We start from the raw sequence: 21,463 nt of genomic DNA, 5'->3' as shown, positions 1-21,463 counted from the left end.
TGCTTTCGTTGCCCGAGATAACAATCCATGTACCGTGATCGTATTCGCTTGCCTTCGTTGTTGGATAAGGTGATGAGCGCCGCTGACGCTGCCGCTCTGATTCAGGACGGCATGACCGTCGGCATGAGTGGTTTCACTCGCGCCGGTGAAGCCAAGGCCGTGCCCCACGCATTGGCCGAACGCGCCAAAATCACCCCGCTGAAAATCACGCTGATGACCGGCGCCAGCCTGGGCAACGACCTCGATAAACAACTCACCGAAGCTGGCGTATTGTCACGACGCATGCCCTTCCAGGTCGACAGCACCCTGCGCAAGGCCATTAACGCCGGCGAAGTGATGTTCATTGACCAGCATCTTTCGGAAACCGTTGAGCAGTTGCGCAATCAGCAGCTCAAACTGCCGGACATCGCCGTGATTGAGGCCGTAGCGATCACCGAGCAGGGCCATATCGTGCCGACCACTTCGGTGGGCAACTCGGCCAGCTTCGCGATTTTCGCCAAACAGGTGATCGTCGAGATCAACCTGGCGCACAACCCGAATCTCGAAGGACTGCACGACATCTATATCCCGACCTATCGGCCGACCCGCACGCCAATCCCGCTGGTGAAGGTCGACGATCGCATTGGCAGCACTGCCATCCCGATTCCGCCGGAAAAGATCGTCGCTATCGTGATCACCAATCAGTCTGACTCGCCGTCCACCGTGCTGCCACCGGACGTTGATACCCAGGCCATTGCCGACCACCTGATCGACTTCTTCAAGCAGGAAGTGGCTGCCGGGCGCATGACCAACAAGCTCGGCCCGCTGCAAGCCGGGATTGGCAACATCGCCAACTCGGTGATGTGCGGGTTGATCGACTCGCCGTTCGAAGACCTGACGATGTACTCCGAAGTGCTTCAGGACTCGACCTTCGACCTGATCGACGCCGGCAAGCTGAGCTTTGCTTCGGGCAGTTCGATCACCTTGTCGAGTCGTCGCAATACCGATGTTTTCGGCAATCTTGAGCGCTACAAGGACAAACTGGTCCTGCGCCCGCAAGAAATTTCCAACCACCCGGAAGTGGTGCGCCGGCTCGGCATCATCGGCATCAACACAGCGCTTGAGTTCGACTTGTACGGCAACGTCAACTCCACCCACATCTGCGGCACGCGAATGATGAACGGCATCGGCGGCTCGGGCGACTTTGCGCGCAATGCGCATTTGGCGATCTTCGTGACCAAGTCGATCGCCAAGGGCGGCGCGATCTCCAGCGTGGTGCCGATGGTCAGCCACGTCGACCACACTGAGCATGACGTCGACATCCTTGTCACCGAGATCGGTCTGGCGGACTTGCGTGGCCTGGCGCCGCGAGAGCGCGCTCGGGTCATCATCGACAACTGCGTGCACCCGGACTATCGCCAAGCCCTGGATGACTACTTCACATCCGCGTGTGCACTCGGCGGACATACGCCGCATATCCTGCGTGATGCTCTGAGCTGGCACATCAACCTGGAAGAAAACGGGCGGATGCTCGCGGTGTAATTGGTACAGATAGCAGCTGACGCAAACACAGTTTCGTCAGCTTGCTGTTGCCAGACCAAATCCTGAATAAACTGTACTGCTGTACCGGTCTTTTCCTACCGTAATTGCCTACCTTTTCGAGTCAATCAACCAAAAACGCACGATATTAGTGCAGACAAGTACAGTTTCCTCAATTTCGACCAGTACACCACCCTTTAACAGTTAACTGGTCCCTCACAATACAGGTGAACTGTATCTAGAGAGACTGGCCAAACGAGAGGATCATTGGCATCAGTTAAACCACTACCTAATCCCGCCATAAGCGGAAGGATGTCAACCATGGAACGTACACTCAGTTCCGAGCTGTTTTTCGAAGACAACGCTGTAAAAACCCAGGCTTCCACGCCTCTTCGCGTTCTCGCCAACCTGATGCTGTGGCAGCGCCGCATCTCCAGCCGCCACCAACTGGCTCGTCTGGATTCGCGTCTGCTGGCTGACGCAGGGATTAGCGAAGCACAACGCTACGAAGAGCTGAGCAAGCCGTTCTGGCGCTAAGTTAGCGTCGCTGGCTCTGACCCACCGGGTCCACCGCCAGCACTCCAAATTGAAAAAACACAGCCCGTCGTGGGAAACCACGACGGGCTTTGTCGTTTTGGACCCTCAACATAGGCCATACAGAGTAGATACCGCTTAACGGATACAGTTTCACTATTTCAGTAACTGAACCAGTACAATTTTAGTGCAGTGTATCTGTTGCGAAAAAGAGGACGGGATCACCATGAAATCCCGAACTGCCAGCAAAAGGACCGCGCCATGAATCACTTACTGGATGTTTCCGCTTCCACACCTCAATCAACGCCTCGCTCCCACTGGATTCGTAGATTGCTGAGGGGCCTCGCCAACAACCTGGAAAGGGCCCGAACCCGGCGTTTATTGGGCCAACTTGATGACCGGCAACTCTCAGACCTGAACATCAGCCAGGCGGATCGTCTCAACGAATTGGGTAAACCATTCTGGCGTTAGCTTCCTGCTTGAACAGACGGGACTGTGCGAACCGATACTCATAGGCCTAATATCTAGATTGAACGTGGCGAACGCTGCATGATTGGCGTTTGATTCAACAGACACTGCGCCACCTCTCAATCGGTTTTCCCAAAGGAGTTTCACCATGTCCCGTCTTCGTCTGCTCAGCGCTGCAGCCCTGCTTGCCGTGGCTGCCAATTCCCACGCCTCCAGCTTTATCGTGACCACCGATACCGTCGTCGACGCGCTCAAGGCCACGTCCGATGCGACCTCTGATGTCACTTCTTCCTTTCGCGATGACAAAATCGTGCGCGCCGCCCGTGACGACGCCGCCAGCTTCGTGGCCAGCGAAGGCGCCATTCGTGGCGTGAAACTGGAAAGCGCACTCGACCATATTCGCCACCAGGCACCTCAGCTGAACGCGACTGATGCACAACTGGCACAAGCCATACTGACTATCTAAGCGACATCACTGACGTGGGACACGCCCGCCGTGTCCCAATGTTTCAGCGCTGGCTCTAGACCGGGCGTTGCGCTAGCCTTGGGACTTGCTTTCAGCTATCGAGTCTCATGCGTTTCCTTTCAAATCTGTTAATCACTCCGCTTTTCGTGGCAGCCTGCTGGGTGGGCTCGGCCCATGCCTTTGACGCTTTCAACCTGTCTACACAAGGCATCGTCGCTACCGGCTACGCCACAAGCATGGTGACCTCCGCCCCCTTCGACCGTAAGCTGCTAATCGCGGCACACGATGACGCTGCGGCGTTCATCGCCAGTGGCGGCCAACTGCGGGGAGCACAACTGGAGTCCGCCCTTATTTATCTGCGACGGACCCAGCCAAAACTTCATGTCAGCGACCTTGAACTGGCGCAGGCAATTCTCGTCCAATAGTTATCCTTGTTCTTGCGGAGTCGTTCCATGCGTAGCCCCCTGATTGTTGCCGCCCTTGGCCTGCTGTTATTGGCCGATGTGACTCAGGCGCACACCCTGGTTGCCACCAGTAACATCCTCATCAACGCCACCCGGCGCACCCTTGATTTCACTTCCGATACCACGACGTCCATCCGTGACTCGAAGATCGTTCGTGAAGCCCACGACGATGCGGCCAGTTTCGTCGCCAGCGATGGCGAGATTCGTGGCGCGCACCTGGAAGCGGCCTTCAACACGTTGCGCACCCGCGTACCGGAAGCCCGCGACGCCAGTGATCAGGTTCTCGCCGAAGCCATCCTCGCACTGTGAGGTCGCCAGGCGCCTGGCTGTTGGCCGGGGTCATGTTGCTGCTCGGCAACACGGCCCAGGCTGACTTGCAATTAAGGCTTAAAACCGAAGGCCTCAGCCCCGCTCAACGACAGGCCAGTCAGGCATTGCTCGATGAAGCCATGCAGGCGCTGCCGCCGCGGTTCATCGAGCAACTCGACCGACGCATCGACGTCGGCTGGACCGATGAGATGCCGAGCAACGCTTACGGCCAGGCGTCGCTGCTGTCCGAGCTCGACCTGAACCGCAACCTGCTTGCCAGCCTCACTGACGGCAGCGCCGCGACCAAAAAGACTTATCGTCCCCATGGCACCGTGCGCCGCGAAATGCTTGCCACGGTGTTGCACGAACTCACCCACATCTATGACCGCTCGCGCCTGTGGCCAGACGCGGAGCGCACGCTGATTCAGCGCTGCACCCGGCGCAACAGCAGCTCGGGGCTGATTGGCATTCCCGATCAATGCCGCGGCCAGTCCGACCGACGCTTTACGCTCAGCGACGACCCGCACCTGCTCGACCTCGCCGGCTGGCCACAGTATGTCGGCCGTCGTGGCGAACGCGAACAGTACAACCGGCAAATCGCCCGCAGCCCGGACATTTACGAGACGAGCAGCCCCAAGGAGTTCGTCGCGGTCAACATGGAATATTTCCTTCTCGACCCGGCCTACGCCTGTCGCCGTCCTGCGCTGTACCGCTACTACAAAGAACATTTCGGCTGGGCGCCCGCCGCTAAAGACACCTGCGGCAAATCCTTCTCCTTCCTCAATGCCGGCAATGATTTCGCCAAAACACCACTGGGCCAGGTCGATCCGGAACGGGTCTACGCTGTCGACTATCTGCTGGCAGAAGCCAACCAGAACTGGGTCAGCCGCTGGGGTCACAGCATGTTGCGGCTGGTGATCTGCGCACCCGGCCGCCCCCGTGGGCCGGATTGTCGCCTGGATCTGGATCAGCATCTGGTGTTGTCCTACCGCGCCTTCGTCGGTGACGTACAGCTGTCGAGTTGGGACGGACTGGTGGGCAAATACCCATCGCGCCTGTTTGTCCTGCCACTGGCCCAGGTGATCGACGAATACACCAAGACCGAACTGCGCAGCCTGGCCTCGGTGCCGTTGACCCTGTCGCGCAGCGAGATCGAAGACGTGGTGGAACACGCCGCCGAAATGCACTGGAGTTACGACGGCAACTACTTCTTCCTGTCCAACAACTGCGCTGTAGAGGGCCTGAAGTTACTGCGTAGCAGCACCAACAATACAAAACTGGTCGGGTTGGACAGCATCATGCCCAACGGTTTGCTGGAAGTGCTCAAGGGCCGCGGACTGGCGGACACCAGCGTGCTGGATGATCCCCGCGAAGCGCTGCGTCTGGGCTATCGATTCGACTCCTTCCGCGATCGCTATCAAGCGATGTTCGAAGTGCTGAAGAAGCACTTGCCGATCAAGCAGGAAAAGGTCGAAGACTGGCTCGCCCTGAAAGCTGAAGAGCGCCGGCAATGGATCGACCAAGCCGATTTGCGCACCAGCGCAGCATTACTGTTACTGGAGCAGGCAGCCTTCCGCCAACAATTGGTGCTGGCCCAGGACGAAGTAAAGCAGCGCTATCTGGGCGCTCGGGAATTGAAGAACGGCGGCATGGACAAGGCCAACGCAACTTTGCAGCAAATTCTTGCCAACAGCGGCTTCCTCAGCCGTCCGGCGGAGCTGCTCGGCACTGGGGGTTATGGATTGCCGCAGCCGAGTGAGTGGCAGCGTCTGGAGTCGGAAAGCAGCCTGCGGCAGAAGCAGCTTCAGGCGCTGACAGGCGATCTGGACAAAGAAGTGAGAGCGCTGCTCGAACCGAGCCGTGCAGCCGAGATGGCCGCCAATGAAGCCAACCTGAAGCAAATTGGCGAGCATCTGAGAAAGTTGCACAAGGCTGCGGGCGGCTTGGAGTTGCCGTAAAAAACAGGCTTCGCGGCTAATCCGCGAAGCCTTTCAACACTTACCTGCTATTCAAAGCACCCCTTCGAGAATTTCATAAACGATCCCGGTTCCTACGGCGATCAGCACAATGTCGCCACCCGCACGGCGCCATTCGTACCCTGAGTAATACGGCAGCCGGCCCAACGCCCGGTTATCGAGGCGTTCGCCGTAATAGCCGTGAGGCAGCGGTCGGCCACGCACCAGATGAATACCCGGAGGTGGCGGAGCACCGCGCACGAAATAGCCATGGTTATCGTGGATAGTCTGGCGCACCGGGCCGAAGTCCCGTGGCGGAGGGCCGCCGCGATGATTGTCCTGCGGGCCACGGTGATCGTCGCCATGATTGTCACCGTGGTTATCGTAGTGGCCTTGCTGCGGGCCGCCGCGGTCGTGATCGTCGCGCTGATCGGCACTCGCATTCAGCAACGGGGTGGCACTGAGCATCAGCACACCCAGGCTGGCAATCAGACGTTTCGGCATTTTCATCGGGTCTTTCCTCACTGCACATACAGCAAAAAGGGCTTCAGAACGTAGTCCTGAAGCCCTCGGTCTTGCTGTTTAGTCTGTACCGCGAGGCTCTAATTCCTCTGTATCAGGAACTTTACCTTCAGCTGACGCGGGCTTTACGCACGCCGTCTGCCAGAGCCGAGCAAAGGCTCAACACGCCATCGACTGCCTGATCCGGCGTCGAGGCATTGGCGATGTGATCGATCAACGCTGAACCCACCACCACGCCATCAGCCAGACGCGCGATGGACGCCGCTTGTTCCGGTGTACGAATACCGAAACCGATGCTGATCGGCAGATCGGTATGGCGACGCAGACGCGCAACGGCTTCTTCAACATGCTCCAGCGTCGCCGCGCCCGCACCGGTAACACCGGCAACAGACACGTAGTAGACGAAGCCTGAGCTGCCGTTCAAAACGGTTGGCAGGCGCACATCATCAGTCGTCGGGGTGGTCAGACGGATGAAGTCCAGACCGGCAGCCTGGGCCGGGTCGCACAGCTCGCCGTTATGCTCGGGTGGCAGGTCGACCACGATCAGACCGTCAACGCCGGCCTCTTTTGCGTCGGCAATGAAACGCGGCACGCCATACATGTGAATCGGGTTGAAGTAACCCATCAGCACCAGCGGCGTCTCGCTATTGCCTTCACGGAACTCGCGAACCATTTGCAGGGTTTTCGCCAGGTTCTGCTTGGCGCCGAGGGCGCGGATGTTGGCCAACTGGATTGCCGGGCCATCGGCCATAGGATCGGTGAAGGGCATGCCCAACTCGATCACGTCGGCACCCGCGCCGGGCAAGCCTTTGAGGATCGCCAGAGAGGTGTCGTAGCTCGGGTCGCCAGCGGTCACGAAGGTCACCAAAGCGGCACGATTCTGTTCCTTGAGTTCGGCAAAACGCGTTTGCAGGCGGCTCATCAGTGTTTCTCCTGCTTGGATTGCTCTTGCTGAGAGTGTTCCATGTGGTGCATCACGGTTTGCATGTCTTTGTCGCCACGGCCGGACAGGTTGACCACCATCAGGTGATCTTTCGGCAGCGTCGGTGCGCGTTTGAACACTTCGGCCAGGGCATGGGCGCTTTCCAGTGCAGGAATAATCCCTTCCAGGCGGCAGCATTTGTGGAACGCGTCGAGGGCTTCGTCGTCGGTTACCGAGGTGTACTGAACGCGGCCGATGTCATGCAACCAGGCGTGTTCCGGGCCGATGCCGGGATAGTCGAGGCCGGCAGAGATCGAGTGAGCGTCGATGATCTGGCCATCGTCGTCCTGCAACAGGAAGGTACGGTTGCCGTGCAGCACGCCCGGTACGCCGCCGTTCAGGCTGGCGGCGTGCTTGCCGGTTTCGATGCCGTAACCGGCCGCTTCAACGCCGATGATCTCGACGCTTTTGTCATCGAGGAACGGGTGGAACAGGCCCATGGCGTTGGAGCCGCCACCGATGCACGCCACCAGGCTGTCCGGCAGACGACCTTCCTGGTCTTGCAGTTGAGTACGGGTTTCTTTGCCGATAACCGCCTGGAAATCGCGAACCATGGCTGGATAAGGGTGCGGACCGGCCACAGTGCCAATCAGGTAGAAAGTGCTGTCGACGTTGGTCACCCAGTCACGCAGCGCTTCGTTCATCGCATCTTTCAGGGTGCCGGTACCGGCCACGACCGGGATCACTTCGGCGCCCAGCAGCTTCATGCGAAACACGTTGGCCTGCTGACGTTCGATGTCAGTGGTGCCCATGTAGATCACGCAATCGAGGCCAAAACGTGCAGCCACGGTGGCGGTCGCTACGCCGTGCATGCCAGCGCCGGTCTCGGCGATGATGCGTTTCTTGCCCATGCGCCGCGCCAGCAGAATCTGGCCGATGCAGTTGTTGATCTTGTGCGCGCCGGTGTGGTTCAGCTCTTCGCGCTTGAGGTAAATCTTCGCGCCGCCGCAGAACTCTGTCAGACGTTCGGCAAAGTACAGTGGGCTTGGACGACCCACGTAGTCGCGCTGGAAGTAGGCCAATTCTTCTTTGAATGCAGGATCATCCTTGGCCAATTCATATTCACGGGCCAGATCGAGGATCAATGGCATCAGGGTTTCGGCGACGTAACGGCCGCCGAACGCGCCAAACAGGCCGTTGGCGTCGGGGCCGTTGCGCAGATTAGTCTGGGTCATGGGTCGCTCCAGTTGAATGCGTGGGATGATGCTTTTGAAGAGAGAGTGGGCTTAACTCTACCCCTGACGCCCCAGGCTGAAAACCGATAAGATCGCTGCAACCCGTCAGGAAAACTCACACATAACATGAGCCATGACCTTCCCCCGCTGAACGCCCTTCGGGCCTTCGAAGCCACTGCCCGCCTGAACAGCGTCAGCAAGGCCGCCGAACAGCTGCACGTCACCCATGGCGCGGTCAGCCGACAGCTCAAGGCCTTGGAAGAACACCTCGGCGTGAGCCTGTTCATCAAGGATGGACGCGGCCTTAAACTCACAGATGCCGGCATTCGTTTACGCGATGCCAGCGGCGAGGCGTTCGAGCGTTTACGGACTGTTTGTGCAGAGCTGACCCAAAGCACCGCCGATGCACCGTTTGTACTGGGTTGCTCGGGCAGCTTGCTGGCACGCTGGTTTATTCCCAGATTGGGACGGTTGAATACCGACCTGCCCGACCTGCGCCTGCACCTGTCGGCTGGCGAGGGTGATCTCGATCCACGTCGTCCGGGACTGGACGCCTTGCTGGTGTTTGCCGAGCCACCGTGGCCAGCGGACATGCAAGTCTATGAGTTGGCGAGCGAACGGATCGGCCCCGTCATGAGCCCGCGATTCGCGGGCTACGAACGACTGCAAAACGCACCGCCCGCAGCGCTGCTCAGCGAGCCATTGCTGCACACCACCTCACGCCCACAGGCCTGGCCAAGCTGGGCACAGCAAAGCGACCTCGACGCCAAAGTGTTGAAGTACGGACAGGGTTTCGAGCATTTGTATTATCTGCTGGAGGCCGCGGTGGCCGGCCTGGGTGTGGCGATTGCGCCCGAGCCGCTGGTGGCTGAGGACTTGAAGGCCGGGCGCCTGGTTGCGCCATGGGGCTTCAGTGAAACCCCGGCGCAACTGGCGTTGTGGCTACCCAAGCGCGCCGCGGACGGGCGCGCTCGGCAACTGGCGCAGTGGCTCAAAAACGAGCTGCGCCAGACGGATTAGTCCCCGCGTTTGAACAGCAGATAAGCCGCGAGCAGCCCCAACGCACCGACTGCCACACCCGCTGTCGTCCAAGGGTGTTCCTGGGCGTAGTCCCGCGTGGCAATCCCGGTTTCACGGGTTTTGACTTTGACTTCTTCGTACGCATCGCTGAGCAGATGGCGCGAATGCTTCAGCGCGTTCTCGGCGTTGCTTTTCAAGGCTTTAAGGGTTTTACGCGACTCGTCCGAGGCGTCGTCTTTCAAATTTTCCAAAGATTTCAGCAGACTCTCGATCTCGGCTTCCATGCTTTGCAATGAGGCTTTACGTAAAGAGGTGTTGGCCATGGTGGCTCTCCTGCATTGATTGAGTTGCGTGTGTTGGTTGGGACTTCAGGGGTTCGAGAAAGTGCAGTAAATCTGAACTTCCACTTCGGATTGGCCGACAGAAGTAATACGAAAAATCACTGCTAGGCTGTATTTCACACCCTGAGGAGAACGCCATGACTGACCATCACACCTACAAGAAAGTCGAACTCGTCGGCTCGTCCACCAGCAGCATTGAAGACGCCATCAACAACGCCCTGGCCGAGGCCAGCAAAAGCCTCAAGTACATGGAATGGTTCGAAGTGACCGAAACCCGCGGGCACATCAAGGACGGCAAGGCCGCACACTTCCAGGTGACGCTCAAAGTCGGTTTCCGGATTGCCAGTAGCTGAGTTTGAGCTAATCTTCGGAAATTGCGCGCTGGCCGAGCGCCATAGGGAATGGCAAAGCGCTACATCAGTACATCCGGCTGATCGCTGGGTGCCCCTATTGATCCGACCAGGGAATGCGACCGATGAAGAATTTTATTTTGGCAGTAGGCTTGTTGAGTCTCGCGGGAACAGCCCTGGCTCAGGGCAAGTCGTGTGAAGAGCTGAAAGCCGAAATCACAGCGAAACTTGATGCCAAGGGCATTTCTAATTATTCACTGGAAATCGTCGATAAAGGCGCTGCTGCTGGCGGGAAAATTGTCGGCACCTGTGAAAAAGGCTCCAAGCAAATCGTCTACAAGCAGGGCTGACCTCCCTCGAAAATGAAAAAGCCGACGCAATGACGTCGGCTTTTTTGGGCTCGCTAATTGAGCGTCAGCCCTTCATGACTCGGGCCAGCAGCTCGTAGGAGTGCACGCGATCGGCATGTTCGTACAGGTCGCAGGTAAAAATCAGCTCCTCCGCCTGGGTCTGCTCGATCAGCACTTCCAGTTTGGCGCGGATTTTCTGCGGACTGCCAACCATCGCCAGACCAAGGAAATCGCCAACCGCCTCTTTCTCATGAGGCAGCCACAGGCCGTCCATGGTTTTGACCGGAGGACGTTGCACCAGGCTCTGGCCACGCATCAGTGCGAGAATCCGCTGATAGACCGAGGTCGCCAGATAATCGGCCTGCTCGTCGGTGTCGGCAGCCACCAAGGGCACACCGAGCATTACGTAGGGCTTATCCAATATTGCTGAAGGCTTGAAGTGGTTGCGGTAGACGCGAATGGCCTCATGCATGAAGCGCGGTGCGAAATGTGAAGCGAAGGCGTAGGGCAAACCGCGTTCACCGGCCAGTTGTGCACTGAACAGGCTGGAGCCCAGCAGCCAGACTGGGACATTGGTGCCGGTGCCTGGCATTGCGATGATCCGTTGGTCCGGGGTGCGCGGGCCGAGGTAGCGCATCAGTTCCGCCACGTCTTCCGGGAAATCGTCGGCGCTGCCGGAGCGTTCACGACGCAAGGCACGGGCGGTCATCTGATCGGAGCCGGGAGCACGGCCCAGGCCCAGGTCGATCCGGCCCGGGTACAGACTTTCGAGCGTGCCGAACTGCTCGGCGATCACCAGCGGCGCGTGGTTGGGCAACATCACACCGCCCGAGCCGACACGAATGGTCGAGGTGCCGCCAGCCAGGTAGCCAAGCAGTACCGAAGTCGCCGAACTGGCAATGCCGTCCATGTTGTGGTGTTCGGCAACCCAGAAACGGTTATAGCCAAATTTTTCGACGTGCTGAGCCAGGTCCAGGGAATTGCGCAGCGACTGGGCAGCGCTGCCGTTCTCCCGCACGGGCACCAGATCGAGGGTCGAGAACTTGATATCGGACAGTCGTTTCATAAGCCTGCTTCTCCAATTGAGGGCGCAGGTTTTTTCTTACAAACGAAAACCTGCCGAATCTATAAGCGTGTTTTATGCAATGAGGGCATATACCCGAGTTTCAATAGCAGAGCCAAAATTCCTACGAAATAAGAGGACCGATCAGATGAGGTGAACTTTGCACCACGGTCTATCCTCAGAACCCTAGCAACCGAAAAACACAAAGGCGCGACGCTTCGCGCCGGATCTTGAGGAGGCAGACATGGCTATTACAAAGAAAGCATCGGCTCACTGGGAAGGTGACCTGAAAACCGGCATCGGCTCGATTTCCACGGAAACCGGTGTCCTCAGAGAAGCGCCCTACGGCTTCAAGGCACGTTTCGAAGGCGGCAAGGGCACCAATCCGGAAGAGCTGATCGGCGCAGCGCACGCGGGCTGCTTCTCCATGGCGTTTTCGATGATTCTCGGCGATGCCGGTCTAAAGGCTGACAGCATCGATACCAATGCCGAAGTCACCCTGGACCAGGTAGACGGCGGTTTTGCGATCACGGCGGTGAAATTGATCCTCAAAGCGAAGATTCCTGGGGCGACTCAGGCTCAATTTGAGGAACTGAGCAATAAAGCCAAAGAAGGCTGCCCGGTTTCCAAAGTGTTGAATGCGAAAATCAGCCTGGATGCAACATTGGTCAGCTGATAGGGGTTGTCGCGCTCCCCGATAAAAGATCGCAGTCTCGGCGGGCTGCGTTCTTTTTTTGCGCTGAAACAAAACCTGGCTGGCGAGATTGTGGTCGAATAAATGACAGCAGCTAAAGCGCATTACCCTGCGCGCTGCCTCAAAGGAGCTTCAACCATGAAACGTTTTGCCTTGGCGGTTATCTGTTGCGCGCTGGCCACATCGGCCCTGGCGGCAGCGAAATCCTGTGAAGAACTCAAGGCCGAGATTGAAGCCAAGATCCAGGCCAATAACGTCTCGTCCTACACGCTGGAAATCGTCACCAACGACGAAGTACACGATCAGAATATGGTCGTTGGCTCGTGCGAAGGCGGCACGAAGAAAATCATCTACCAGAAGAACGACCGCTGATTCCCCTCACATGAGGCAATAGGACTCTCGATCTTCCGCGACAATCTCCCGCTTGGCGTTGTACAGCCGGGCACCAGGAGAAAATGCTATCGACTGGCCTACCAGCACATAACGCTGGCCGGCTTCGAAATGATCGTAGTTGATGGTCAGGTAGCACAAGCGTTCCGTGGGGCCATTCATCACACCTAAGCCCCCACCACCGGGCACTTCGAAGTCGAATCGAACGATCAGCTCATGGCTACCGGGGGTGACCTGGAAAAAACGCCCGTCGCGCAACCGCTGCTTGTCCAGGCGTTCGGCCATCAGCAATTTATCGTTGGGGAATGGCGTAGAAAACTCGACCCAGGCCATCTGCGGATTAGCCGCTGGCAACGGGCTCTGACAGCCAGCAACGATGCTTGCAGCAAGTAACAGCGTTAACCTGCGCATAATGATTTTCTCAAGGACTAGTCCTTTAGAATAACGCCGATCAGGTGCGTTGGCAGCCAGCCGGTACACCCTGGCCAATCACTTTTCGCTGTTGATCGTAGAGTTTTGCCCACGGCCGAAAGCCGATATTTCCTGCTTTGAGCTGATACCGCTCACCAGCGTTGAAGTCGTTGAATTTCACGTTTAGATGGCAGTCACGCCATAGTGGCTCGGCATCGGGTCCGATGTTGCTTGGCGCGACCGGGAATTGGTAACGAACGGTGAGCTCATGGCTACCCGGCTGAACCTGGAAATAGCGCTTGTCGGTGGCGGCCTTGTCATCGACTTCCAGCGCCTGCAACGCGGTGTCTTCCTGCTTCGAATCCAGGTCGATCCACGCTTGAGCCGGATCATGGGGGGGTAATCCGAATCCAGCACAACCTGCCAGCATCAGCAGGCTTCCTGTCAGCATCAACGTGCGCATAGCGGAGCTCCAGTCAGGCGGGATAGTCTTGCGGGCAGACTCTCCAGGGATGATTCATTTTGATCAGGCCGCTTCCAAGCCTTGGGTTACTTGATCGCGTTTTACGCATTTTGTTTCCGGGCGTGTTGTTTTTGTTTCTCAATGGTTGCGCCGGCGTCAGCTATTACGGCCAATTGGCCAGTGGTCAGCTGCAATTGCTGCGGGCACGGGAGCCGGTTTCCACAGTGATTGCCGATCCCGGTCGCGATCAGCTACTGCGTGCGCACCTGACTCAATCGCAAAAGGCCCGCACGTTCGCCAGCCAACAGCTGCAGCTGCCAGATAACCAGAGTTACCGTTTGTACGCCGACATTGGCCGACCGTTCGTAGTCTGGAACGTGTTTGCCACGCCGGAATTTTCCCTGACACCAAAGAACCATTGCTTCCCGATCGCCGGCTGCGTCGCCTATCGCGGTTATTACAGTCAGAGCGCGGCCCGCGGTGAAGCTGCGTTGCAACGATTGCAAGGTATGGACGTGTCGATCGGCGGCGTCGAGGCTTATTCGACGCTCGGCTGGTTCAACGATCCGATTATCAGTTCGATGATGGCCTGGGGTGACGAACGATTGGCCACGCTGATCTTCCATGAACTGGCGCATCAACGTTTTTATGTGAAGGACGACACCGAATTCAATGAGTCTTTCGCCACCTTCGTCGAACAGGAAGGCACCCGCCAATGGCGTGCATTCCGCGGCCTGACGCCGGACAGCGGCGCGCAGGTGCAGCAACGGGACCAGTTCATTCAATTGGTTCTGGATACCCGCACGCGACTCGAGCGGCTGTATACCCTGCCCCTGCCCGCCGACCAGATGCGCCAGCGCAAAGCCGACGAGTTCGAACGATTGCGGAGTGAATACCGGCAGTTGCGCGAGAGCCAATGGGCCGGGGACAAACGCTATGACGCATGGATCAATGCGCCGATGAACAATGCCCGGCTGTTGCCATTTGGGCTGTACGACCAATGGGTGCCGGCATTTGCGGCGTTGTTCAGACAGGCGGGCGGGGATTGGGTGAAGTTTTATGCGGCGGTCGAGAAGCTCGGCGCGTTGCCGGTGGGGGAGCGCAAGGCGGCGTTGAATGCTTTGGCTCAATTGCAAAGTCGCGGTGGCTGATCGGGCCTCATCGTCGGAACGCCGCCCGGAGCAAGCTCCCACATTAGTTTTGTAAACACTGGTCCACTGTGGGAGCGAGCTTGCTCCGGGCGGCGCTCCGACGATGGCGGTTTAATTAACGCTGCAAAAACGCCTGATGCATCTCTTCCAGCGTCTCGAAGTGCCAGGTCGGGGCTTCGGCGCTCAACTCTTCCCGGCTGCCAAAACCATAACCAACAGCCGCTGCATCCAGCCCATTGCTGCGCGCACCGATCAGATCGTGTTTACGGTCGCCGATCATCAAGGTGTTGGCCGGGTCCAGCCCTTCTTCCGCCATCAGGTGGGCGATCAGCTCGACTTTGTTGGTCCGGGTTCCATCCAGTTCGCTGCCATAGATCACTTTGAAGTGCTTGGCGAAGTCGAAGTGCCGGGCAATTTCCCGGGCAAAAATCCACGGTTTTGACGTCGCGATGTACAGCTGTCGCCCTTGTCCGCCGAGGGTTTCCAACAATGGTGTGACGCCGTCGAATACGCGGTTCTCATACAGACCGGTGACCTTGAAGCGTTCGCGATAGAAGTTCACCGCTTCCCAGGCCTTGGGCTCCTCGAAGTCGTAGAACTGCATGAACGCCTGCAACAACGGCGGACCGATAAAGTGTTCAAGTTTGGTCAGGTCGGGCTCATCGATGCCCAGTTTGCTCAAGGCGAACTGGATCGAACGGGTGATGCCCTCGCGTGGATCGGTCAGGGTGCCATCGAGGTCGAACAATACGGTTTGGTAATGCATGTTGAATCCTGAATAAGGGCGCAGGGTCAGAGCTGGTCGTAGCCTTCGGCCAGATGCAAATTCTTGAGCTTCACGTAATTCGCCGCGCTGTAGGTGAAAAAGGCTTTTTCCTTGTCAGTCAGCGGTCGAATCTGCTTCACCGGGCTGCCCACATAAAGGAAGCCGCTTTCCAGGCGTTTGCCCGGGGGCACCAGACTGCCGGCACCGATGATCACATCGTCCTCGACCACTGCGCCGTCCATGACGATGCTGCCCATGCCGATCAGAATCCGACTGCCCACGGTGCAGCCGTGGAGCATGACTTTATGCGCGATGGTCACATCGTCGCCAATCAGCAAAGGAAAGCCATCGGGATTGAACGGCCCGGCATGGGTGATGTGCAGCACACAGCCGTCCTGCACGCTGGTGCGCGCGCCGATACGAATGCGGTGCATGTCGCCACGAATCACCGTCAGCGGCCAGACCGAGCTGTCTTCGCCGATTTCAACGTCGCCGATCACCACCGCCGAACCGTCGACAAAGGCGCCTTTGCCGAGTAGCGGCGTGTGGTTCTGATACTTGCGAAGGGTCACGATAGGCTCTCTCTCTTTTGCTGATAGCTGCGGTGAGCGTCGATTGTAATTAAGATGGCGCAATGTTTCTTCCAGCCAAGGTGCCAACCGTGAGCGTGAACAACCCTCTTCTGCAGTCCTACGACCTGCCGCCGTTCTCGGCGATCCGTGCCGAACACGTGCAACCGGCCATCGAACAGATCCTGGCTGACAACCGCGCCGCCATTATCGAGATCCTCAAAACCCAGGGCAAACAACCGACCTGGACCGGCCTGGTGCTGGCGATGGACGAACTGAATGATCGACTGGGCGCCGCCTGGAGCCCGGTCAGCCACCTGAATGCCGTGTGCAACAGCGCCGAATTGCGCGAAGCCTACGAGTCCTGCTTGCCGGCCTTGAGCGCCTACTCCACCGAATTGGGCCAGAACCGCGAGTTGTTCGAGGCGTTCGAAGCGTTGGCTAACAGTCCCGAAGCTGTCGGTTTCGAGGTGGCGCAGAAAACTATCCTGGAACACTCCCTGCGTGACTTCCGATTGTCGGGTATCGACTTGCCTGCGCCTGAACAAAAGCGTTACGCCGAAGTGCAGAGCAAATTGTCGGAGCTGGGCAGCCGCTTCTCCAACCAGTTGCTCGACGCCACTCAGGCCTGGACCAAGCACGTCACCGATGAAGCTGCCCTCGCCGGCCTGACCGATTCGGCCAAGGCGCAAATGGCCGCGGCTGCACAGGCCAAAGGTCTGGAAGGCTTCCTGATCACCCTCGAATTCCCGAGCTACTACGCGGTGATGACCTACGCCCACGACCGCGCCCTGCGCGAAGAAGTCTACGCCGCCTACTGCACCCGTGCGTCGGACCAAGGCCCGAATGCCGGTCAGAACGATAACGGCCCGGTCATGGAAGAAATCCTCGACCTGCGTCAGGAGCTTGCAAAACTTTTGGGCTTCACCAGCTTCTCGGAGCTGAGCCTGGCCACCAAAATGGCTGAATCAAGCGATCAAGTGCTGAGTTTCCTGCGCGATCTGGCCAAGCGCAGCAAGCCGTTCGCCGCCCTGGATCTGGAACAGCTCAAGGCGTACGCCGCCGAACAAGGCTGCCCGGACCTGCAAAGCTGGGACAGCGGTTTCTATGGTGAAAAACTTCGCGAACAGCGCTACAGCGTCGCCCAGGAAGCCCTTCGCGCTTACTTCCCGATCGACAAAGTGCTGGGCGGATTGTTCGCTATCGTCCAGCGTCTGTACGGCATCGAAATCGCCGAACTGAAAGGCTTCGACACCTGGCACCCGGATGTTCGCCTGTTTGAAATCAAGGAAAACGGCCAGCACGTCGGCCGCTTCTTCTTCGACCTCTACGCTCGCGCCAACAAGCGTGGCGGTGCCTGGATGGACGGCGCCCGCGACCGTCGCCGCACGATCAGCGGCGTATTGCAGAGCCCGGTGGCGAACCTGGTGTGCAACTTCACCCCGGCCGACAGCGGCAAACCAGCCCTGCTGACCCACGATGAAGTGACCACCCTGTTCCACGAATTCGGTCACGGCCTGCATCACCTGTTGACCCGCGTTGAACACGCCGGCGTATCCGGCATCAACGGCGTGGCCTGGGATGCGGTCGAGCTGCCAAGCCAGTTCATGGAGAACTGGTGCTGGGAGCCGGAAGGTCTGGCGCTGATCTCCGGTCACTACGAAACCGGCGAACCGCTGCCTCAGGACCTGCTGGAGAAAATGCTCGCCGCGAAGAACTTCCAGTCCGGTCTGATGATGGTCCGTCAGCTGGAGTTCTCGCTATTCGACTTCGACCTGCACGCCACCCACGGTGACGGCCGTAGCGTGGCGCAGGTACTTGAAGGTGTGCGCGACGAGGTCTCGGTCATGCGTCCACCCGCCTACAACCGTTTCCCGAACAGCTTTGCGCACATCTTCGCCGGCGGTTATGCGGCGGGCTACTACAGCTACAAATGGGCTGAAGTGCTGTCGGCGGATGCCTTCTCGAAATTCGAAGAAGAAGGCGTACTCAACGCCGAGACCGGCCGCGCCTTCCGCGAAGCGATCCTGGCGCGCGGTGGTTCCCAGGAACCGATGGTGCTGTTCGTCGACTTCCGCGGACGCCCGCCGTCGATTGACGCACTCTTGCGCCACAGCGGCCTGAGTGAGGTCGCGGCAGCATGAGCGAGGGGCCTGTGAAGACGAAAAAACGCTTTATCGCCGGGGCGGTCTGCCCGGCGTGCAGCGAGCCGGACAAGTTGATGATGTGGAACGAAGACGAAGTCCCACATCGTGAGTGCGTGGCCTGCGGTTATTCGGACACGTTGAATGAACAAGGCCTGTCCGTGCCCAAGGAATTGGGCACGCGGGTCAATACCTCGGCGCTGAAGGTGCCGGATGCCAAGGTTCAGGCCGTGCAGTTTTTCCCGAACCCGAAGCTGAAGAAAAAGCCTGACGAGCAACACTGAGTCAACACCACCTTCTACTCCTGAACGGATTGGAAGGTGGTATTTATCTACCACCTTCCCCCTGCGCTTCCTTTATAGGCTGACCACATTCAGCCTCTACTCAAGGAAGACGCCATGCCCGACACCAATCCGCTTTTGCAGGCCTGGGACCTGCCGCCATGGTCGGAGGTCCGCACCGAGCACCTCGTGCCGGCAATCACAGCCATCATTACCGACAACCGGCAGGTCATTGCCGAAACCATCACCAGCCAATCCGTATTCCCCAATTGGGATGACCTGGTTCTGGCCATCGATGAAATCGATGCGCGCCTGGGAGAGGCTTTGGGCATCATCCAGATCCTGTCGATGGCGAAACACTACGATACCGCCTGGAGCACGGCAGCTGCTGCGTGCAGCGACGCTGGGGCGCAGTACCGATCCGAAAGAATGAGCAATCGGCCGTTGTTTGATGCATACCAGCGGTTGGCGAACAGTTCGATCGCCCTCAACTTTGATGAACCGCGTAAGGCCGCGCTGGCCAAGATTTTGCGCAAATTTCAATTGTCGGGAATCGACTTGCCCCTGATGCAACGGGAAAAGCTGGCCCGGTTGAACCTCGACATCGATCAGCTCGAAGAGCGGTTTCTCATCCATCTGAAAAGCGCCAACGCTGCATGGACCAAACACGTCGATGACGTTGCGGTACTGGAAGGTTTATACCCCACCGTAAAAGATCGTCTGAGACACCTGGCCAAAGAGGCAGGACATGAAGGCTGGCTGATTCCCCTGGATGAAAACACCTACCAGCAAATCATGAGGTACGCCGAAAATCGGGCATTGCGAGAAGAATATTTCGTGGCGTACTCCACGCGCGCGTCCGATCAAGGCCCGCATGCCGACGAGTTCGATAATGATCCTGTACTGACGTTGCTGCTTTCGCTGCGTCAGCAGAAAGCCGAACTGCTCGGGTTCGATAATTTCGCGCAACTGCGTCTGGCCACCGCAGCGGCCGAGTCCACCGATCAAGTTCGTAGTTTCCTTCGTCGGCAAGTGACATTGAACACACCGCCCCTTGCACGGGATTCAAAGGAGCTACAAGAGTTTGCGCTCGAACGGGGCATCTCTGAAGTACACGCCTGGGACCACGAATTTCTCGCGGAACAACTGCGCCACCATCGTTTCCCTGAAGCCCTGAAGAATCTGCGCGACTATTTTCCCCTGGACGGCACCTTGCGACGACTCTGCCTGTTCTGCGAACGGCTGTTCGGGATCCGGATCCTCGAGCAGGCTGAATTCAGTCACTGGCATAACGACGTGCGCCTGTTTGAGATCAGCGAGCATGGTCAGACCATCGGGCATATTTATCTTGACCCGTTCCACCGCAAAGAAGCTCCGAATTACGCCTGGACCGGCACGCTGCGAAACCGACGAATAAACGCCGAAGGCCGCGTAGCACTACCGATTGCCGATCTTCACTGCAACTTCACGCCCGGGGTCGACGGCCATCCGTGCCTGCTAGAGCACGAAGATCTGCGGGTGCTTTTTCATGAATTCGGTCATTGTCTGCAACACGTGCTGGCGAGTTCGCCGCATCACAATCTTTCCGGCATTTCCCAACTGGGGCGCGATACTGTGGAATTCGCAGGGCAGGTATTCGAGCAGTGGTGCCTGTCACGGGAGTTTCTATTATGGCTGGGTGCCCACCACCAAAGCGGTGACCGCTTGACCGAGGCCCGGATAGACGCAGCACTGGCAGCCCTCAAAACCCGGACCAGTCGACAAACCGCACTCTTGCTGATGGGTGCAATGTTCGATTTCGAATTGCACCACAGCCAAGGCGATGGTCGTAGCATCCAGCAAGTATTCGAAGACGTTCAGCGGGAGGTTCCCCATGTGCAACTGCCGTCTTATTGCCGATTTGCAAACAGCTTTGACTACATGGTGACCGGTTACGCGGCCTCCGTTTACGCCTACACGTGGTCAGGCGTACTGGCCATCGAAGCCTTCAAGCGGTTCCGTCAGGATTGGGTCTTCAATGCGCAAACAGGGCGAGCCTTTCGCGAGGCGTTTTTTTCTCCGGGCGATTCGCGCTCCTTGCTGACCGCCCTGGAAGCGTTTCTTGAACGGCCGATCGCCGAAGATCTGCTCGTGCTTTCGTCAGAGACCGTTACCCGCTGAGGCAACGGTTTACTCGACGTGCGCCGATTTGAACCAGCTCTTCATCGAACAACTGGCGAACGGACTCGTGCTGCAATCGCCGTTGGCCAACGCGGTGCGGAGCTTGTCGACATCGGCCTGCATCATGTAACGGACGCCGTCCTTGAAATGAGTGCTGTCACCAAAGCCGCCCTGGGTCATTTCGTTCAGCGCGTCTTCCTTGCTCCAGCCCTGCACCACGACCCGGTACATGGCCGCCATCAGGCCCGTGCGGTCCGAACCATGCTTGCAGTGCATCAGCACCGGCCCCTTGGCTTCGGCAGTCTGGATCGTACGAAGAGCTTTGAGTACATCCGCATCATCCACATGATTGGTGCGATAGGGCAGCTGTACCTGTGCGATCCCTGGTGTCGACAACCAGCTGGAGTCCGACTCGGGCAAGAAATTGATAACGGTCCCGACCTTGAGCTTTTCCAGTAACGGCACGGCGCCTCTGTCGGGCAATGCACTGCGATAGAGCGTCGGGGACATTTTGAAGAGGTTGTATTGCACCTCGACCGATTGAGCCCACTCCGCAGGTCGGGGCAACGCACTGTCGTCGGCAAGGGCCAGCGTCAGGTTCAAAAGTGCGGCCAGCGACAGGCAGATCGCTGGGATACAACGCGATAGAGACATGCTCGGGTGACCGTTCAGGAAAATCGGGAAGATGACGCCCAGCTTCCCCTCCGAGCGGTCAAAGGCCTGTGAGCCGTCTGTCAAAGAATCGTGAATCAGCCGATCGCTTTCGTCGCAAAACCGAGGTTTTTTAGCTGAATCGGTTCATCTTGATGCTTAGCCTGCTACCATTTGTTACCCCATATTACCGATGCGCCCTATTGCTCCCCGTTTGCTGGCGTTCTGCATCGGTGTCAAAACGAAAAGTCGTCCTGCGAGACGGC

Annotated in this window: 26 protein-coding genes; 16 read left to right on the top strand and 10 right to left on the bottom strand. The window is 58.2% G+C overall.

Translation table 11 applies throughout. The annotated features are described in order from the left end of the window. The first annotated feature begins 27 nt into the window (after positions 1-27). From ACMXYH_RS01470 to ACMXYH_RS01440, 7 genes are all read left to right on the top strand, one after another. Positions 28-1,521: an acetyl-CoA hydrolase/transferase family protein gene (locus ACMXYH_RS01470; RefSeq protein WP_415766080.1), complete on the top strand. Its 1,494-nt coding sequence runs from the start codon at positions 28-30 to the stop codon at positions 1,519-1,521. A gap of 318 nt (positions 1,522-1,839) precedes the next feature. Next, complete coding sequence (locus ACMXYH_RS01465) at positions 1,840-2,055, top strand: DUF1127 domain-containing protein (protein WP_008154465.1); 216 nt, start codon at positions 1,840-1,842, stop codon at positions 2,053-2,055. A 258-nt stretch (positions 2,056-2,313) separates the two neighbouring features. After that, a complete protein-coding gene (locus ACMXYH_RS01460) occupies positions 2,314-2,523 on the top strand; it encodes a DUF1127 domain-containing protein (RefSeq protein WP_415766079.1) in 210 nt (69 codons plus the stop codon). A gap of 145 nt (positions 2,524-2,668) precedes the next feature. After that, positions 2,669-2,986, top strand: coding sequence for a DUF2388 domain-containing protein (locus tag ACMXYH_RS01455; protein WP_134421211.1), 318 nt, complete (start codon positions 2,669-2,671; stop codon positions 2,984-2,986). 107 nt (positions 2,987-3,093) lie between these two features. Further along, positions 3,094-3,411: a DUF2388 domain-containing protein gene (locus ACMXYH_RS01450; protein ID WP_415766078.1), complete on the top strand. Its 318-nt coding sequence runs from the start codon at positions 3,094-3,096 to the stop codon at positions 3,409-3,411. Between the two features lie 27 nt (positions 3,412-3,438). Continuing rightward, the gene (locus ACMXYH_RS01445) at positions 3,439-3,759 is read left to right on the top strand and encodes a DUF2388 domain-containing protein (RefSeq protein ID WP_046044839.1); all 321 of its coding nucleotides are present in this window, start codon (positions 3,439-3,441) and stop codon (positions 3,757-3,759) included. After that, entirely contained in the window at positions 3,756-5,717 is a 1,962-nt protein-coding gene (locus ACMXYH_RS01440) for a DUF4105 domain-containing protein (protein WP_415766077.1), read from the top strand. Before ACMXYH_RS01445 ends, ACMXYH_RS01440 begins: the two co-directional genes overlap by 4 nt. Positions 5,718-5,768: 51 nt before the next feature. Here the strand turns inward: ACMXYH_RS01440 and ACMXYH_RS01435 are convergent, their stop codons facing one another. From ACMXYH_RS01435 to trpB, 3 genes are all read right to left on the bottom strand, one after another. After that, a complete protein-coding gene (locus tag ACMXYH_RS01435; RefSeq protein WP_415766076.1) occupies positions 5,769-6,224 on the bottom strand; it encodes an anti-virulence regulator CigR family protein in 456 nt (151 codons plus the stop codon). 121 nt (positions 6,225-6,345) lie between these two features. Continuing rightward, a complete protein-coding gene (gene trpA / locus ACMXYH_RS01430) occupies positions 6,346-7,158 on the bottom strand; it encodes a tryptophan synthase subunit alpha (RefSeq protein WP_415766075.1) in 813 nt (270 codons plus the stop codon). After that, positions 7,158-8,393 (bottom strand): tryptophan synthase subunit beta, encoded by a 1,236-nt coding sequence (trpB, locus tag ACMXYH_RS01425; protein ID WP_134421205.1) that lies wholly within the window; start codon positions 8,391-8,393, stop codon positions 7,158-7,160. Before trpB ends, trpA begins: the two co-directional genes overlap by 1 nt. A 126-nt stretch (positions 8,394-8,519) precedes the next feature. Between trpB and ACMXYH_RS01420 the strand changes: the two genes are divergently transcribed. After that, the gene (locus tag ACMXYH_RS01420) at positions 8,520-9,413 is read left to right on the top strand and encodes a LysR family transcriptional regulator (protein ID WP_415766073.1); all 894 of its coding nucleotides are present in this window, start codon (positions 8,520-8,522) and stop codon (positions 9,411-9,413) included. Here ACMXYH_RS01420 and ACMXYH_RS01415 read toward each other — a convergent pair. Beyond that, positions 9,410-9,736, bottom strand: a complete 327-nt coding sequence (locus ACMXYH_RS01415; RefSeq protein ID WP_008152522.1) for a DUF883 family protein — start codon at positions 9,734-9,736, stop codon at positions 9,410-9,412. The genes ACMXYH_RS01420 and ACMXYH_RS01415 overlap by 4 nt on opposite strands. A gap of 155 nt (positions 9,737-9,891) precedes the next feature. Here ACMXYH_RS01415 and ACMXYH_RS01410 point away from each other — a divergent pair, with 155 nt between their 5' ends. Continuing rightward, a complete protein-coding gene (locus tag ACMXYH_RS01410; protein WP_008027736.1) occupies positions 9,892-10,107 on the top strand; it encodes a dodecin in 216 nt (71 codons plus the stop codon). Positions 10,108-10,229: 122 nt separating this feature from the next. Beyond that, positions 10,230-10,454: a DUF1161 domain-containing protein gene (locus ACMXYH_RS01405; RefSeq protein ID WP_129439601.1), complete on the top strand. Its 225-nt coding sequence runs from the start codon at positions 10,230-10,232 to the stop codon at positions 10,452-10,454. A gap of 64 nt (positions 10,455-10,518) precedes the next feature. On the opposite strand, the gene ACMXYH_RS01400 is transcribed toward ACMXYH_RS01405, so the two are convergent. After that, positions 10,519-11,520 carry an LLM class flavin-dependent oxidoreductase gene (locus ACMXYH_RS01400; RefSeq protein ID WP_415766072.1) on the bottom strand — a complete coding sequence of 334 codons (1,002 nt, stop codon included), beginning with the start codon at positions 11,518-11,520 and terminating at the stop codon, positions 10,519-10,521. A gap of 241 nt (positions 11,521-11,761) precedes the next feature. On the opposite strand from ACMXYH_RS01400, the gene ACMXYH_RS01395 reads away from it, so the two are divergent. After that, positions 11,762-12,193 carry an OsmC family protein gene (locus ACMXYH_RS01395; protein WP_008152515.1) on the top strand — a complete coding sequence of 144 codons (432 nt, stop codon included), beginning with the start codon at positions 11,762-11,764 and terminating at the stop codon, positions 12,191-12,193. 156 nt (positions 12,194-12,349) lie between these two features. After that, the gene (locus ACMXYH_RS01390; protein ID WP_046044848.1) at positions 12,350-12,583 is read left to right on the top strand and encodes a DUF1161 domain-containing protein; all 234 of its coding nucleotides are present in this window, start codon (positions 12,350-12,352) and stop codon (positions 12,581-12,583) included. A gap of 6 nt (positions 12,584-12,589) precedes the next feature. On the opposite strand, the gene ACMXYH_RS01385 is transcribed toward ACMXYH_RS01390, so the two are convergent. Beyond that, on the bottom strand, positions 12,590-13,012 hold the full coding sequence (locus ACMXYH_RS01385) for a hypothetical protein (RefSeq protein ID WP_134421199.1): 423 nt from the start codon (positions 13,010-13,012) through the stop codon (positions 12,590-12,592). Between the two features lie 40 nt (positions 13,013-13,052). Then, a complete protein-coding gene (locus tag ACMXYH_RS01380) occupies positions 13,053-13,475 on the bottom strand; it encodes a hypothetical protein (RefSeq protein WP_134421197.1) in 423 nt (140 codons plus the stop codon). Positions 13,476-13,534: 59 nt separating this feature from the next. Between ACMXYH_RS01380 and ACMXYH_RS01375 the strand changes: the two genes are divergently transcribed. Then, complete coding sequence (locus tag ACMXYH_RS01375; RefSeq protein ID WP_415766071.1) at positions 13,535-14,626, top strand: aminopeptidase; 1,092 nt, start codon at positions 13,535-13,537, stop codon at positions 14,624-14,626. Between the two features lie 115 nt (positions 14,627-14,741). On the opposite strand, the gene ACMXYH_RS01370 is transcribed toward ACMXYH_RS01375, so the two are convergent. Together ACMXYH_RS01370 and ACMXYH_RS01365 are read right to left on the bottom strand one after the other, a co-directional pair. Then, entirely contained in the window at positions 14,742-15,392 is a 651-nt protein-coding gene (locus ACMXYH_RS01370) for an HAD family hydrolase (protein WP_129439610.1), read from the bottom strand. Positions 15,393-15,418: 26 nt separating this feature from the next. Continuing rightward, positions 15,419-15,964: a gamma carbonic anhydrase family protein gene (locus ACMXYH_RS01365; protein WP_123367392.1), complete on the bottom strand. Its 546-nt coding sequence runs from the start codon at positions 15,962-15,964 to the stop codon at positions 15,419-15,421. An 89-nt stretch (positions 15,965-16,053) separates the two neighbouring features. On the opposite strand from ACMXYH_RS01365, the gene prlC reads away from it, so the two are divergent. From prlC to ACMXYH_RS01350, 3 genes are all read left to right on the top strand, one after another. Next, on the top strand, positions 16,054-18,105 hold the full coding sequence (gene prlC, locus ACMXYH_RS01360) for an oligopeptidase A (protein ID WP_415766069.1): 2,052 nt from the start codon (positions 16,054-16,056) through the stop codon (positions 18,103-18,105). After that, positions 18,102-18,389, top strand: coding sequence for a YheV family putative zinc ribbon protein (locus ACMXYH_RS01355; protein ID WP_129439613.1), 288 nt, complete (start codon positions 18,102-18,104; stop codon positions 18,387-18,389). Before prlC ends, ACMXYH_RS01355 begins: the two co-directional genes overlap by 4 nt. Positions 18,390-18,503: 114 nt before the next feature. Then, positions 18,504-20,546 carry a M3 family metallopeptidase gene (locus tag ACMXYH_RS01350; RefSeq protein WP_415766068.1) on the top strand — a complete coding sequence of 681 codons (2,043 nt, stop codon included), beginning with the start codon at positions 18,504-18,506 and terminating at the stop codon, positions 20,544-20,546. 9 nt (positions 20,547-20,555) lie between these two features. Here ACMXYH_RS01350 and ACMXYH_RS01345 read toward each other — a convergent pair whose 3' ends face one another. Continuing rightward, positions 20,556-21,200 carry a phosphatase domain-containing protein gene (locus ACMXYH_RS01345; protein ID WP_415766067.1) on the bottom strand — a complete coding sequence of 215 codons (645 nt, stop codon included), beginning with the start codon at positions 21,198-21,200 and terminating at the stop codon, positions 20,556-20,558. Positions 21,201-21,463: the final 263 nt, after the last annotated feature.

This window comes from Pseudomonas frigoris, from assembly GCF_047758635.1.
Classification (GTDB): domain Bacteria; phylum Pseudomonadota; class Gammaproteobacteria; order Pseudomonadales; family Pseudomonadaceae; genus Aquipseudomonas; species Aquipseudomonas frigoris.
Note: the sequence above shows the minus strand (reverse complement) of the source record. Positions and strands in the feature narration are given on the sequence as shown.

Excerpts from the sequence above, each read along its gene's own strand:
- ACMXYH_RS01470 (WP_415766080.1), top strand. The coding sequence starts at position 28 with ATGTACCGTGATCGTATTCGCTTGCCTTCGTTGTTGGATAAGGTGATG.
- ACMXYH_RS01465 (WP_008154465.1), top strand. The coding sequence starts at position 1,840 with ATGGAACGTACACTCAGTTCCGAGCTGTTTTTCGAAGACAACGCTGTA.
- ACMXYH_RS01460 (WP_415766079.1), top strand. The coding sequence starts at position 2,314 with ATGAATCACTTACTGGATGTTTCCGCTTCCACACCTCAATCAACGCCT.
- ACMXYH_RS01455 (WP_134421211.1), top strand. The coding sequence starts at position 2,669 with ATGTCCCGTCTTCGTCTGCTCAGCGCTGCAGCCCTGCTTGCCGTGGCT.
- ACMXYH_RS01450 (WP_415766078.1), top strand. The coding sequence starts at position 3,094 with ATGCGTTTCCTTTCAAATCTGTTAATCACTCCGCTTTTCGTGGCAGCC.
- ACMXYH_RS01445 (WP_046044839.1), top strand. The coding sequence starts at position 3,439 with ATGCGTAGCCCCCTGATTGTTGCCGCCCTTGGCCTGCTGTTATTGGCC.
- ACMXYH_RS01435 (WP_415766076.1), bottom strand. The coding sequence starts at position 6,224 with ATGAAAATGCCGAAACGTCTGATTGCCAGCCTGGGTGTGCTGATGCTC.
- trpA (WP_415766075.1), bottom strand. The coding sequence starts at position 7,158 with ATGAGCCGCCTGCAAACGCGTTTTGCCGAACTCAAGGAACAGAATCGT.
- trpB (WP_134421205.1), bottom strand. The coding sequence starts at position 8,393 with ATGACCCAGACTAATCTGCGCAACGGCCCCGACGCCAACGGCCTGTTT.
- ACMXYH_RS01420 (WP_415766073.1), top strand. The coding sequence starts at position 8,520 with ATGAGCCATGACCTTCCCCCGCTGAACGCCCTTCGGGCCTTCGAAGCC.
- ACMXYH_RS01415 (WP_008152522.1), bottom strand. The coding sequence starts at position 9,736 with ATGGCCAACACCTCTTTACGTAAAGCCTCATTGCAAAGCATGGAAGCC.
- ACMXYH_RS01410 (WP_008027736.1), top strand. The coding sequence starts at position 9,892 with ATGACTGACCATCACACCTACAAGAAAGTCGAACTCGTCGGCTCGTCC.
- ACMXYH_RS01405 (WP_129439601.1), top strand. The coding sequence starts at position 10,230 with ATGAAGAATTTTATTTTGGCAGTAGGCTTGTTGAGTCTCGCGGGAACA.
- ACMXYH_RS01400 (WP_415766072.1), bottom strand. The coding sequence starts at position 11,520 with ATGAAACGACTGTCCGATATCAAGTTCTCGACCCTCGATCTGGTGCCC.
- ACMXYH_RS01395 (WP_008152515.1), top strand. The coding sequence starts at position 11,762 with ATGGCTATTACAAAGAAAGCATCGGCTCACTGGGAAGGTGACCTGAAA.
- ACMXYH_RS01390 (WP_046044848.1), top strand. The coding sequence starts at position 12,350 with ATGAAACGTTTTGCCTTGGCGGTTATCTGTTGCGCGCTGGCCACATCG.
- ACMXYH_RS01385 (WP_134421199.1), bottom strand. The coding sequence starts at position 13,012 with ATGCGCAGGTTAACGCTGTTACTTGCTGCAAGCATCGTTGCTGGCTGT.
- ACMXYH_RS01380 (WP_134421197.1), bottom strand. The coding sequence starts at position 13,475 with ATGCGCACGTTGATGCTGACAGGAAGCCTGCTGATGCTGGCAGGTTGT.
- ACMXYH_RS01370 (WP_129439610.1), bottom strand. The coding sequence starts at position 15,392 with ATGCATTACCAAACCGTATTGTTCGACCTCGATGGCACCCTGACCGAT.
- ACMXYH_RS01355 (WP_129439613.1), top strand. The coding sequence starts at position 18,102 with ATGAGCGAGGGGCCTGTGAAGACGAAAAAACGCTTTATCGCCGGGGCG.
- ACMXYH_RS01350 (WP_415766068.1), top strand. The coding sequence starts at position 18,504 with ATGCCCGACACCAATCCGCTTTTGCAGGCCTGGGACCTGCCGCCATGG.
- ACMXYH_RS01345 (WP_415766067.1), bottom strand. The coding sequence starts at position 21,200 with ATGTCTCTATCGCGTTGTATCCCAGCGATCTGCCTGTCGCTGGCCGCA.